Genomic DNA, 12,814 nt, shown 5'->3' with positions numbered 1-12,814 from the left:
TGGTACCGATGATGAGGTGGGCGGTCTGCGTACCCGGCAGCGCTTCGGTTCGAGGTGAGGAGAACAGTGACTATCCGGGTCTTTCTGGTCGACGACCATGCCGTGTTCCGGTCCGGTGTGCGGGCCGAGCTGGGCCGCGAATCCGATATCGAGGTCGTGGGTGAGGCCGGTGGCGTGAGCGAGGCCATTGCCGGGATCAAGTCCGCCCGTCCGGATGTGGTGCTGCTCGATGTGCATATGCCCGACGGTGGCGGGGTCGCGGTGCTGCAGGGGATCGAGGACCATCTGGACGGTCAGGTTCCGGAGGAGGCGGTCGGCGTAACCACGCAGGGCCCCCGTTCCGGCGGCAGCAGGCAGAGCCCGGTCTGCCTGGCGCTCAGCGTGTCCGATGCGGCCGAGGATGTGATCGCGGTGATTCGCGCGGGCGCCCGCGGCTATGTCACCAAGACCATCTCGGGACCCGAACTGGCCGACGGCATTCGGCGCGTCTCGGGTGGCGACGCGGTTTTCAGCCCGCGCCTGGCGGGCTTCGTCCTCGACTCGTTCACCGGCCGCTCACCCGCCCCCGAGCCGCCCCTGGACCCCGAACTGGATTCGCTCACACCGCGCGAGCTCGAGGTCCTGCGGCTGCTGGCTCGCGGGTACACCTATCGGGAAATCGCGGAGTCCCTGTTCATCTCGGTGAAGACCGTGGAGACCCACGCCTCCAACGTTCTGCGCAAGACCCAGCAGTCCAATCGCAACGCCCTCACCCGCTGGGCCCATCGGCGCAGGATTGATTGAAGTTGATTCCGCCGCCGCGGGATCATGTTCTCTTCGTATGTGCCTGGGCCACGGCCTTCGGGTCACATTGCGGCGACGAGGATCACGATCAGAATCAACAGGCCGATCAGCAGACCCACCGCGATGGCCAAGGGCGCGGCGTTGGGACCGAGGCTGCCGATGGTGAAGCCGCTGTTGGACGACTTCTTCTGCGGCGCCGGGGCATTCGGCGAGGCGGCTCGTGGCGGGCGCGGCAGGGGTGTGGAATGCGGGCTGCGTAAGCCGCTGGCGGAGTTGCGGGCGGCCCAGGCCGGGATGGTGCCGTCCTCGGTGCGCACGGGTGCGCCGAGGATGTAGGGGCCGGTGCCGGGACCGAATACGGCGGTGAGGATTTCGTTGCGCGCCTCGGCCATACTCGGACGGCGCTGCGGGGCGGGCTCCATCATGTGCAGCAGCACCTCGGTCAGCGCACCGCTGCGGCTGGGCGGGATGATCTGCGCCATCGCGGCGCGTTCGACGATCACATTGTTGTCTTCGTGGAAACCGTACGGTGGCTGACCCTCCACCGCGGTGTAAAGCGTTGCGCCGAGGGAGAATACGTCGCTGGCGGTGGTCGGCCGATATCCGCGCGCCACCTCCGGCGGCAGATAGGCGGGCGTGCCGGTGATGGTGTCGTCCGCCTCGTCGGACGGATCCCCCGCGCCGCTCGAGATGCCGAAGTCGCTGAGCTTGACCTTGCCCACCTCGGCGCCGCGATCGGCCACCAGGATGTTGCCGGGCTTGATATCTCGATGCGTGATGCCCGCGGCATGCGCGGTCGCGAGTGCGTCGGCCACCTGCGCGCCGATCTGGGCGACCTCGATCGGCGGCAGCGCGTCGACCAGCGCGATCGCCTTGGCCACATTGCGCGACGGCAGATATTCCATCACCAGCCAGGGCTCACCCGCCTCGAGCACCACGTCGTAAACCGCGACGGCGTGCTCGTGCGACAGCTTCGCCGCGACCCGGCCCTCGTGAATGATCCGATTGCGGACCTCGTTGGCCTCTTGTTCGCTCAGTCCGGCCGTGGACAGCACCTGTTTGATGGCGACATCGCGATCGAGTAGCCGGTCGTGGGCCAGCCACACCGCGCCCATGCCGCCGCCGCCGAGCTTGGACTGCAGGCGATAACGTCCGGCGACCAGATAATCGGGGCCGACGATGGGGCGGGCGCGTTCAGTCACGGGCGCGAGGATAGCCGAAAACCATCCTGCCTGGCCTGCTTCGCAACCCGAGGTTTGCGCGCGTGGCGCTTGACGGGATCGGGGGGTGGGGTTCTACTGAGGATGAATCGAACGTATATTCGATCAGGATCGATAGCTGGATCGGTGCTGAGAACAGTCCATCGATGGGAGATTGGTGGTCGAAGATGGGTTCGCCCGATGCGGTGACGGCGGAGCGGCTGGCCGAGCTGCGCCGGCGCATGGCCGCGATTCCGGCTCGTGGCGCGGCGTCGGCGGGTCGGTTGCCCTCGGCCGCCGAGTTGCGCAGGGAGTCGTTGGCCGTACCGTCCGCGCTGGTGGAGCTGCTGCCCGAGGGTGGCCTGGCCAAGGGCTCGGTGGTGTCGTACTCGGGTGCGACATCGCTGCTGGCCGGTCTGTTGGCCGCGGTCACCGAAAGCGGGGGCCATGCCGCGGCGGTCGGCCTGCCGCGCCTGGGCCTGCTCGCGGCGGCCGAAATGGGCGCTCAATTGGGGAAACTGGCGTTCGTCCCCGACCCCGGCCCCGACCCCGTGGAGGTCGCCGCGGTGTTGCTCGATGGTTTGGACCTGGTCGTTCTCGGATTGGGTGGTCGATCGGTCCCAACCAGCCGCACCCGAGTCCTCGCCGCCCGCGCCCGCAGCAAGGGCGCCACCCTCGTCGTAACCGGCGGCGCCTGGACCGGCGCGACCCTGCGAATCGACACCCGCATAGCGGGCTACGAGGGCATGGGCCGCGGCCGAGGCCGCCTCCACACCATCCACCTCGACGTCTCCGTCCGCACCCGCTCCACCCCACCCCGCACCGGCCGCCTGACCCTGTGCCCCCACAACACCCAAACCAAATGGCAAGCCCCCCAACCCAACCCCGCCCCCTTGGAGACAGCCACCGATGTCGCCTCATAACCCACCGCACACCCCCCGAGCCCCAGGGTGACCCCTCCCGCCCCACCGAGGCCATTACTCTCCCCGGGCCCACTGACCCGCGATCCCCGCTTGCGCTTCGGAGCGGCGTCTCGTGATGCCCGTTTGTGGTGTGGGCTGTTGGTTCGCAATGCCCGCTTGGGGTTCGTGCTGTTGGTTCGCGGTTCTCGGTTGTGGTTTGGCGCGGCGTCTCGTGATGCCCGTTTGTGGTGTGGGCTGCTGGTTCGCAATGCCCGCTTGGGGTTCGTGCTGTCGGTTCGCGGTTCTCGGTTGTGGTTTGGAGTGTCTCGGGGAAGCTGTTTGTGGCTTGGGCTGCTGGGTCGTAGTGCCTGTTCGCGGGGTGGGCTGTCGGTTCGCGCTTTCCATTCGCGATTCGGATTGTCGGTGTGCGGTGCCGACTTTCGGCCCGGAGGGTTCCCCGTTTCCCGGCATTCGTCCGCCGGGAGTTATGGGTGGGGGGAGTTGTGAAGGGGCGGAAGCGGGTTTCGCGGGTGGTGGCGGTTTGGTGTCCGGATTGGCCTGCTGTGGCGGCGGCTGCGGTGGGGGATGTGCCTGCTACTCGGCCGGTGGTGGTTTTGCATGCGAATCGGGTGGTGGCTTGTTCGGCGGTGGCGCGGGGGGCCGGGGTGCGGCGTGGGCTGAAGCGGCGGGAAGCGCAGGCCCGGTGTCCGGATATGTATGTGGCGCAGTCGGATCCGGATCGGGATGCGCGGTTGTTCGAGCCGGTGGTGGCGGCGGTCGATGCGACCGTGCCGGGAGTGGAGGTGCTGCGGCCTGGGCTGTTGGTGTTGTCGGCGCGTGGGGCGGCTCGATTCTTCGGGTCGGAGGAGGCGGCGGCGGAGCGATTGGTCGATGCCGTCGCGGCGGTCGGGGTGGAATGCCAGGTGGGTATTGCCGACGAGTTGTCCACCGCGGTGATCGCAGCCCGGCGCGGGGTCATTGTCGAGACCGGCGCCGGTGCCCGATTTCTCGCGCCGTTGCCGGTCGCCGAACTCGCCCTCGAACCCAGCCTCGCCGCTCCCGAGCGCGAGGAACTGGTGGATCTGCTGCACCGCTTGGGTTTACGCCGCATAGGTGATTTCGCCGCCCTCGCCCCGACCGAGGTCGCCTCCCGCTTCGACGCCGATGCCATCCGCGCGCACCGATGCGCCCGAGCCGAACCCGAGCGCCCGCCCTCGACCCGCCCACCCGCCCCGGACCTGACCGTCGAATACCCCTGCGACCCGCCGATCGATCGCGTCGACGCCGCCGCCTTCGCGGGCCGCCTGCTGGCCACCCACCTGCACGACCGCCTGTCCGCCGCGGGCGTGGCCTGCACCCGCCTCGCGGTCGTCGCCGAAACCGCCGCGGGAGAACAACTCTCCCGAATCTGGCGCTGTGCCGACCCCCTCACCCCGGAGGGCACCGCCGACCGCATCCGCTGGCAACTGGACGGCTGGCTCACCCACCGCGCCCTGTCCGGAGCCGATCCCGACCCCGACGCCTCCTTCGGCCGAATCTACGGCCGCGCCGCCCCCGACGACGACCCACCACACATCGGCGAGAGACCTCAGCCGGGCACGACCCCCACCCCGCGCATCGGAAGCCCGCTCCGGCGAAATCCCAGCGGAGCGCAACCCGCCTCGGCCACAGCACCTTCCGCCCGTGAGACACGCCCGCTTTCCGCGGAGCAGGGCCGTATCGATGGCGAACAACAACGGCCGCAGCCGTCGCCGGATGGAGAGAACCGCCTCGAACCCCGCTCGCCCACAGCAACTTCCATACCGAACGGCAAACAACCTTCGAATCGCAGACGACCCCGCTCGGGCCATGGTCGTTCCGGTCCGTATGCCGCTGGCGGCTGGCCGAGTGCGCCCATTGTGCTGCTGCGGCTCGAGCCGGTCGAGGTGGTGGCGGCCGGGGCGTTGCAGCTCGGGTTGTGGGGTGGGGTCGGGGAGGAGGATGAGCGGGCTCGGCGGGCGCTGGTGCGGGTGCAGGGGTTGTTGGGTGGGGAGGCGGTGCGGGTGGGAGTGCTCAGTGGTGGGCGGGGGCCCGCCGAACGGGTCACGTTGGTGGCGCTCGGGGATGAGGCCGTGCCCGCGAGCGATCCCGAATCGCCTTGGCCGGGAAGGCTTCCGCAGCCCGCGCCCGCGGTGGTGCTGGTGAACCAGCCGGAGGTGACGTTGGAGGACGACGCCGGCGCGGGTGTCTGGATCACCGAACGCGGGCTGTTCACCGCGGAGCCCGCCCGGTTGCGCTGGGGCGGCAAACACTGGGCGGTGACCGCCTGGGCGGGACCCTGGCTGCTGGACGAGCGCTGGTGGTCCGGCGACCGCGCGGGTGATTACGCCATCCGCGCCCAGATCATGCTCGACGACCAATACCGCGTCCTGCTGCTGCTCGGTTATGACGACAGCTGGCATGTCGAAGGCCTCTACGAGTGACTCAGCCCCGCTTCGGCAACTCCTGGACGGCCCACTTGTTGCCGTCGGGATCGGCGAAGTAGGTGAACAACCCCCAGCCCTCGTCCTTCACCGGCGTGGCCTCGACACCCGCGGCCACGAGGTCGCGATAGGCCTGCTCGGCACTGGCGACCACCACCTGCATGCCCTCGACGCTGCCCGGCGCGGCCTGGGTGATGCCCGTTCCGATGCAGATCGAACAACCCGAACCGGGCGGGGTGAGCTGGACGAAACGCAAACCCTCGGTGGGGCTTTCGTCATAATCGGCATTGAAGCCGATGCTCGTGTAGAAGTCCTTGGCGCGGTCCACATCGGTGACCGGGATGGCGACGAGCTCGATTTTCCACTCCATGCCCGAAGCATCTCATCCGGCACCGACAAAAACGGCCGACGCTACTGCGGCAGCGTCCACACCAGCGCCATCGTGAACGGATGTCCGCGCAGGTGCGACCATTTGGGCTTGGCCGCCAACCACGCGTCGTCGACCACGGCCTCGGCCGCCTCGGCCAACCGCCAGCCCGCGCCCACACCGGCGTTCACATGCTCGCTGAACAGATGCAGATGGGTGCTGATCGCCAGCGACTCCCCGGACGCGTCGGTGTAATGCGTCGGCATACCGGTCACCATCATGAACTGCGGGTGATAGCAGACCGATACGAACGTCGCCCCCGGCGCGGCCACCCGGCGCGCCTCGTCGTAGAGCGGCCGCAGTTCGGGCAGATGCTCATCGATGAGTGAGCAGATCACCAGATCGTAGGCGCCGCTTGCCAATCCGGAATCGCGCACATCGCCCAGCGTGAGCGAGTCGTGCACGCCACGCTCGCGGGCCCGGGCCAGCATGCCCTCGCTCAGATCGACGCCGTCGATCCGGTCGATGCCCCGCCCGCGCAGCCACGCACCGGTGCGCCCGGTCCCGCATCCGAGATCGGCCGCGCGGCGAATTCGGCCCCAGTCGGGATGATGCAGCCGATCCAGCAGCGCCAGATCCATCTCGTCCATGACCGTCTGTTCATAGGTCGACGCCCACCCGTTGTATCCGGTGGCCACGTCGACGGTCCGGTAGTTGCGGCGGTCGAAATCGGCGAAGGTCGGCATGATCGCAGTATCGGGTGTCGAAGCATGCGAGGCCCAACCATTTTCACCGGTCCGTATCGGCGCGCTGGATGCATTGCCGCCGCGATCGACGATGAATTGGCATGCAGGTCGGTCACCCGAACACCCCGAGGCAGCCATACGCCTTCGCTATGGCGAGCGGCACAACCAGCGGCGTGGCCACCGCCGACCCCGTATCCTGGCTCATCGTGGAGTCGATCGTGAACCGGGTGCCGCTGGGCGGCGTGGAGATCGCGTATCGCGATTCCGGCCCGGCGATCCTCGACCATCCCCGATCCGATATTCCGGTCGTGCTGGTGCACGGCATGGGCGGCGACGGTCACACCTGGGACCGTTTCGCTCGCCGCCTGATCCGGATGGGCCGCCGGGTGATCATCCCCGATCTGCGCGGCCACGGTCGCAGCGCCCACACCGCCTCCTACCGCTTCGACGAGTTCGGCGCCGATGTGCTGCGGCTGTGCGATCACCTCGGGCTGACCGGGGTCGATCTGGTAGGCCACTCGCTGGGCGGTTACGCGGTCTCGTGCGTGGCGATCGAACGTCCGGAACTGGCCCGACGCCTGGTGATCGAGGAGTTGCCGCTGCCGCTGCGCTCCGGCGACGAACAGCTCACCCTGACCCGCCGCCTGCCCAGCCCGCCGGAACTGTGGCACGCCACCAGCAGTCTGATCCGGCATCCCCGGGCGGTGCTGGCCTTCGACCGGTCGATGACCCGGGTCGCGCTGGAACAGTTCCGCAAACCACATCCGGAATGGTGGGAGCGGCTCTCGGAGATCACCGCCCCGACCCTGATGCTGCGCGGCGGACCGGGCGGCATGGTCGATCCGGAGAAGTTGCTGGTGTTCCAGGCCAGCGTCGCCGACTGCCGGACCGAGGCCTTCACCTGCGGGCACAGCGTGCATCGCGACCGCTATCGCGAGTTCTCCACCGCCGTACTGCCTTTCCTGGGCCATTGAATATGCTCTGCTCCGCCGCCGCGGCCGATATCCCGTTGCCGGGCAGTGCGACCCGGGTTTCCGGCTGGCTGTGCGTCGAGCAACCGGGCGCGTGGGGCCGGGATGTGATCGGTGATGAGGTGCTGGGCGCCGAGATCACGGCCGAACTGGCTCCCCGGGTCAAGGCCGCGCGGGTCCGTCCGACTCTGATCCGCCGCCCCGGACGCAATGAATTCTCCGGCACGCGAACGGTTTACATCGCCAGCTCCCGCCCGCAGGGTTCCTGGTGCGAGCGATTCGAGATCACCGATCTGAAGCAACTTCTCGATCTGGATCTGCGTCTGCTCGACGGCCCGGCGCCGGGAATCGGTGCGCCGGTGGGCGATCCGCTGGTGCTGGTGTGCGCGCACGGTAAACGTGATCAGTGCTGCGCCCTGCTCGGCCGACCGATCGCCGCGCGCCTGGCGGCCGAGTACCCGGACCTCGTGTGGGAGTGCTCGCACACCGGCGGCCACCGGTTCGCCCCCGCGATGGTGCTATTGCCGTCCGGCCTGACCTACGGTCGCGTCGACGGTGGCGACGCGCTGGAAGCGGTGCTCGCCGCCGGTCGAAACACGATCTCTCTCAGCGGTTTTCGCGGTCGCAGCTGCTACACCCCGGTCGAGCAGGTGGCCGAGATCGCGGTCCGGGGACAGATCTCGGCCACCGCCGACGACCTCACGGTGACCACCGTGTCCGACGCCCTACCCACCGGCGACCCCGCGACCTTCGCGGGCGCGGCCACCGTCGCCCATCGCGACGGCCGCCGCTGGCTGGTCACGGCCCACACCGTCGCCTACGCTCCTCGCCAGGCCAGCTGCGGCGCGAAACCCAAACCGGCGACGGCAGTCGTCGCGGACGAAATCCGCGAAATCGCCTGAAGTTCCGGCGTTCTCGTTGCCTACCAGTGCGTCCCCGGCACCAGCCGCGCCGCACGACGAAGCGCCGTGCGGGTGACGCGACCGGCGGCGGAGGACTGCCTGCGCGGTTTCGGTTCCAGGACAGGGGTTTGCGGCTCGGGCAGCTCGTCCGAGGTGGTCTCGCCCTTGGCCGCGGGTGAGTCCGGCAGCGCCCGGTAGTAGCGGTGCAGGATCGAGTTCGTCAGGCGCGGGGCGAACATATGGCCGTATTCGGCGAGCGTGCCGATCGGGACATCGATCTGCTTCGGTCGCTCCGACAGCGCGCGAATGATGGTCGCCGCCGCCCACTCCGGTGATTCCGAGGGACCCTGATCGCCGCTGGGGGTGATCATCGGGGTGCGCACCAGCGGCATGTGGATGGTGGTGAAGGTGATGTTGTCGGCGAGCATCTCCGACGCCGTCACCTCGGTGAACTTGTCCAGCGCTGCCTTGCTGGCCAGATAGGCCGCGAATCGCGGGGTGGCGATCTGCACACCGGCGCTGGAGATGTTCACGATGTGACCGAACTTGCGCTCGCGCATTTGCGGAAGCAGCGCCAGCGTCATCCGGACCGCACCGAAGTAGTTGACCGCCATGGTCCGCTCGAAATCGTGCAGCCGGTCGGTGGATCGGTGCACGGCTCGGCGAATGGACCGCCCGGCATTGTTGACCAGCATGTCGACGTGGTCGTGTTCGTCGAGGATGGATTTGACGGTGTGCTCTACCGATTCGGAGTCGGTGACATCACACTGATAGGCGTAGGCCTGACCACCGGCGGCCCGGATCTCGTCGACGACGGCGGCCAGTTCGTCGGCCCGGCGGGCGAGTAGGAAGACCACCGCGCCCTTGTCCGCCACGGCGACCGCCGCGGCCCGGCCGATACCGGAGGAGGCGCCGGTGATGATGACGTGTTTGCCGGTCAGGTCCCGGCGGGCGCGTCGACGGGCCAGGTAACCGCCGGACTCGGGCGTGTCGGTCATCGCGCTACTCCCTTGTGGATCGTTGTGCCACGAACTTACTTCAAAGTAAGTTCCCGTGCCAATTCGACTGAATCACAGTCTGGCAACTCGTGTTCTCAAACCGATGTATCGAATGTATGTTCGATAAACATAAGAACCGATCGGTTTGCCGGAGGTGTGCATGGGTTGGGGTAGCGGCCCGCCGACCTGGTCGGAGCTGGAACGGGTGCTCTCCGGTCGCCCGGGTCGCGAGGAGCCGCCCGGCGACGGCGGCGACAGCCCGGGTTGGTCGCGCAAGCGCACTCCCTATCGAGCCGGTCCGCGACCGTCCAGCGGACCGTCGGTGCCCTATGCGGAACTGCACGCCCATTCGGCCTACAGCTTTCTCGACGGAGCGAGCCAGCCGGAGGATCTGGTCGAGGAGGCGGTGCGACTGGGTCTCGAGGCGCTCGCGCTCACCGATCACGACGGGTTCTACGGTGTGGTGCGCTTCGCGGAGGCGGCGCGGGAATGGGGACTGCCGACGGTATTCGGCGCGGAGTTGTCCCTGGCCGCGCCCTCCCCGTCGCGAAACGATCTCGCCCCCTCGCACTCTCGCGACTCCGAGCCGCGCACCGGCACGCCCGACCCCGAGGGCACGCATCTGCTGGTTCTCGCGCGCGGTGAGGAGGGCTATCGGCGGCTGTCGCGAGAGATCTCGGCCGCGCACATGGCGGCGGGTGAGAAGGGAATTCTGCGCTACGACCTGGACCGACTCACCGCCGCCGCGAACGGGGACTGGCAGATCCTCACCGGATGCCGCAAAGGCCCTGTGCGCCAAGCGCTTCGACAGGGCGATGCCGCGGCCGAGGCGGCGTTGCGCGAGCTGATGGAGCGCTTCGGCCGCGATCGGGTGACCGTGGAACTGACCCACCATGGCATTCCGGAGGACGACGAGCGCAATGCCCGCCTGCTCGCCCTGGCCGATCACGTGGGCCTGCCGGTGATCGCCACGACCGCGGCGCATTTCGCCGCGCCCCGGCATCGCCGCCGGGCCATGGCGCTGGCCGCGATCCGCGCGCGACGGAGCCTGGACGAGATGGACGGCTGGCTCGCCCCCGCCGGTGGCGCGCATCTGCGCGCGGGAGTGGAGATGGCCCGGTTGTTCGCGATGTGTCCGCGAGCGGTGACCAATGCCGCGACCCTGGCCCGGGAATGCGCCTTCGATCTGAAGCTGATCGCGCCGGAACTGCCGCCGTTCGAAATTCCGGACAATCACAACGAGGATTCCTGGCTACGTGAACTGGCCTACAAGGGGGCCGCCGACCGCTACGGCTCGCCGGAGCGAAATCCCAAGGCCTACCGGCAGATCGACCACGAGTTGCGTATCATCGCCGATCTGGGTTTCCCGGGCTATTTCCTGGTGGTGCACGATATCGTCAAGTTCTGCCGGGACAACGACATCCTGTGCCAGGGACGGGGCTCGGCCGCTAATTCCGCGGTCTGCTACGCCATCGGTATCACCAATGTCGATCCGGTGGACAACGATCTGCTGTTCGAACGCTTCCTGGCCCCCGAACGCGACGGTCCGCCCGATATCGACCTCGATATCGAATCCGATCGCCGCGAGGAGGCGATCCAGCACGTCTACACCAAATACGGTCGCGAATACGCCGCCCAGGTGGCCAATGTGATCACCTATCGCGGGAAGTCCGCGGTCCGCGATGCCGCCCGGGCACTGGGCTTTTCGCCGGGGCAGCAGGACGCGTGGAGTAAACAGGTGAGTCGCTGGACCGGAGTCTCGGGTGAGGCGCATACCGATATTCCGGAACGGGTGCTGAAACTGGCCGGTGAAATCGAAGGTCTGCCGAGGCATCTGGGCATTCATTCCGGCGGCATGGTGATCTGTGACCGGCCCATCGCCGATGTCTGCCCCGTGGAATGGGCCCGGATGCCCGGCCGCAGCGTGCTGCAGTGGGACAAGGACGATTGCGCCGCGGCGGGTTTGGTGAAATTCGATCTACTCGGCCTTGGCATGCTGTCGGCACTGCACTACATGATCGATCTGGTGCGCGAACACGTCGGGGAGACCGTCGAGCTGCACGAACTGGATCTGAAGGATGCCGCCGTCTACGAGATGTTGTCGCGGGCCGATTCGGTCGGGGTGTTCCAGGTGGAGTCGCGCGCGCAGATGGCGACGCTGCCGCGGCTACGGCCGCGCACGTTCTACGACCTGGTCGTGGAGGTGGCGCTGATTCGTCCCGGACCCATTCAGGGCGGTTCGGTGCATCCCTATATCCGTCGGCGCAACGGCGTCGAGGAGATCACCTTCGAACATGAGGCGCTGCGTAATTCGCTGAAGCGCACCCTGGGGGTGCCGCTGTTTCAGGAACAGCTCATGCAGATGGCCGTGGACGTCGCCGGATTCAGCGCGGCCGAGGCGGATCAATTGCGTCGGGCGATGGGTTCCAAGCGATCCACCGAGCGGATGGAGCGGCTGCGGGAGCGGTTCTACGCGGGTATGCGCGAATTGCACGGCATCACCGGCGAGATGGCCGATCGCATCTACGAGAAGGTGTACGCATTCGCGAATTTCGGCTTCCCGGAGAGTCATTCGCAGAGTTTCGCCTCGCTGGTGTTCTATTCGTCGTGGTTCAAGCTGTACCATCCGGCGGCGTTCTGCGCGGGCCTGCTCAATGCCCAGCCGATGGGATTCTATTCACCGCAGTCGCTGGTGGCCGACGCGCGCAGGCACGGGGTGGTGGTGCACGGTCCGGACGTCAATCGCAGCCTCGCCGCGGCCACCCTCGAACAGCGCGGCACCCAGGTGCGGCTCGGTCTGGCCGCGGTCCGGCACATCGGCGATGAACTGGCCGAAAAGATCGTCGCCGCAAGGGAATCCGGGCCCTTCACCTCGTTCCTCGATCTGACCGGGCGGGTGGAGCTGACGGTGCCGCAGGCCGAGGCGCTGGCCACCGCGGGCGCGCTCGCGGATCTCGGGCTGTCCCGGCGTCAGGCACTGTGGGCCGCCGGTGCGGCGGCGGGGGAGCGCGTCGATCGGCTGCCGGGCACGGGAGCCGCCACCGCGGCCCCGGCCCTACCCGGCATGGGCGAGCTGGAGCTGGCGGCCGCCGATGTCTGGGCCACGGGGGTGTCGCCGGGGAGCTATCCCACCGAATTCCTACGCCCGCACCTGGATTCGCTCGGTGTGATCCCGGCGGGGCGGCTTCGTTCGGTTGCCGATGGCACCAAGGTGCTGGTGGGCGGCGCGGTGACGCATCGGCAGCGGCCCGCCACCGCGGCCGGTGTCACCTTCATCAATCTGGAGGACGAGACCGGCATGGTCAATGTCGTCTGCTCGGTCGGACTGTGGCAGCGCTATCGCCGGATCGCCCAGAGCGCGCCCGCCCTGTTGATCCGCGGGCGCATCCAGAATGCCGAGGGTGTGGTCAGTGTGGTCGCCGAACATCTGCAGCGCATGGATCTGCGGATGGCGTCGAAATCCCGCGATTTCCGCTGACCTATC

10 protein-coding genes are annotated in these 12,814 nt (G+C 68.2%); 6 read left to right on the top strand and 4 right to left on the bottom strand.

Annotated features, from left to right (window positions below):
• Positions 1 to 72 precede the first annotated feature (72 nt).
• Entirely contained in the window at positions 73 to 783 is a 711-nt protein-coding gene (locus tag NP4_RS13725; protein ID WP_067997472.1) for a LuxR C-terminal-related transcriptional regulator, read from the top strand.
• 62 nt (positions 784 to 845) lie between these two features.
• Here the strand turns inward: NP4_RS13725 and NP4_RS13720 are convergent, their stop codons facing one another.
• Positions 846 to 1,985: a serine/threonine-protein kinase gene (locus NP4_RS13720; RefSeq protein WP_067997369.1), complete on the bottom strand. Its 1,140-nt coding sequence runs from the start codon at positions 1,983 to 1,985 to the stop codon at positions 846 to 848.
• Positions 1,986 to 2,149: 164 nt separating this feature from the next.
• On the opposite strand from NP4_RS13720, the gene imuA' reads away from it, so the two are divergent.
• Both imuA' and NP4_RS13710 read left to right on the top strand, forming a co-directional pair.
• Positions 2,150 to 2,905 carry a DnaE2-dependent mutagenesis accessory factor ImuA' gene (gene imuA' / locus NP4_RS13715; protein WP_067997367.1) on the top strand — a complete coding sequence of 252 codons (756 nt, stop codon included), beginning with the start codon at positions 2,150 to 2,152 and terminating at the stop codon, positions 2,903 to 2,905.
• Positions 2,906 to 3,387: 482 nt separating this feature from the next.
• On the top strand, positions 3,388 to 5,346 hold the full coding sequence (locus NP4_RS13710) for a DNA polymerase Y family protein (protein ID WP_245998307.1): 1,959 nt from the start codon (positions 3,388 to 3,390) through the stop codon (positions 5,344 to 5,346).
• A 1-nt stretch (position 5,347) separates the two neighbouring features.
• On the opposite strand, the gene NP4_RS13705 is transcribed toward NP4_RS13710, so the two are convergent.
• Positions 5,348 to 5,716 (bottom strand): VOC family protein, encoded by a 369-nt coding sequence (locus tag NP4_RS13705; protein ID WP_067997361.1) that lies wholly within the window; start codon positions 5,714 to 5,716, stop codon positions 5,348 to 5,350.
• Positions 5,717 to 5,757: 41 nt separating this feature from the next.
• Positions 5,758 to 6,459 (bottom strand): class I SAM-dependent DNA methyltransferase, encoded by a 702-nt coding sequence (locus NP4_RS13700; RefSeq protein ID WP_067997358.1) that lies wholly within the window; start codon positions 6,457 to 6,459, stop codon positions 5,758 to 5,760.
• A gap of 149 nt (positions 6,460 to 6,608) precedes the next feature.
• On the opposite strand from NP4_RS13700, the gene NP4_RS13695 reads away from it, so the two are divergent.
• Together NP4_RS13695 and NP4_RS13690 are read left to right on the top strand one after the other, a co-directional pair.
• Positions 6,609 to 7,433, top strand: a complete 825-nt coding sequence (locus NP4_RS13695) for an alpha/beta fold hydrolase (RefSeq protein ID WP_082875835.1) — start codon at positions 6,609 to 6,611, stop codon at positions 7,431 to 7,433.
• A 2-nt stretch (positions 7,434 to 7,435) separates the two neighbouring features.
• Positions 7,436 to 8,332 (top strand): ferredoxin family protein, encoded by an 897-nt coding sequence (locus tag NP4_RS13690; protein ID WP_067997356.1) that lies wholly within the window; start codon positions 7,436 to 7,438, stop codon positions 8,330 to 8,332.
• Positions 8,333 to 8,352: 20 nt separating this feature from the next.
• Here NP4_RS13690 and NP4_RS13685 read toward each other — a convergent pair whose 3' ends face one another.
• Complete coding sequence (locus NP4_RS13685) at positions 8,353 to 9,330, bottom strand: SDR family NAD(P)-dependent oxidoreductase (protein WP_067997353.1); 978 nt, start codon at positions 9,328 to 9,330, stop codon at positions 8,353 to 8,355.
• 160 nt (positions 9,331 to 9,490) lie between these two features.
• Between NP4_RS13685 and NP4_RS13680 the strand changes: the two genes are divergently transcribed.
• Positions 9,491 to 12,808: an error-prone DNA polymerase gene (locus NP4_RS13680; RefSeq protein ID WP_067997350.1), complete on the top strand. Its 3,318-nt coding sequence runs from the start codon at positions 9,491 to 9,493 to the stop codon at positions 12,806 to 12,808.
• The last annotated feature ends 6 nt before the right edge of the window (positions 12,809 to 12,814 follow it).

The sequence above is a fragment of the Nocardia pseudobrasiliensis NBRC 108224 genome, from assembly GCF_001613105.1.
GTDB lineage: Bacteria > Actinomycetota > Actinomycetes > Mycobacteriales > Mycobacteriaceae > Nocardia > Nocardia pseudobrasiliensis.
The sequence above is the reverse complement of the archived record's forward strand: the minus strand, read 5'-3'. Positions and strand labels throughout refer to the sequence as shown.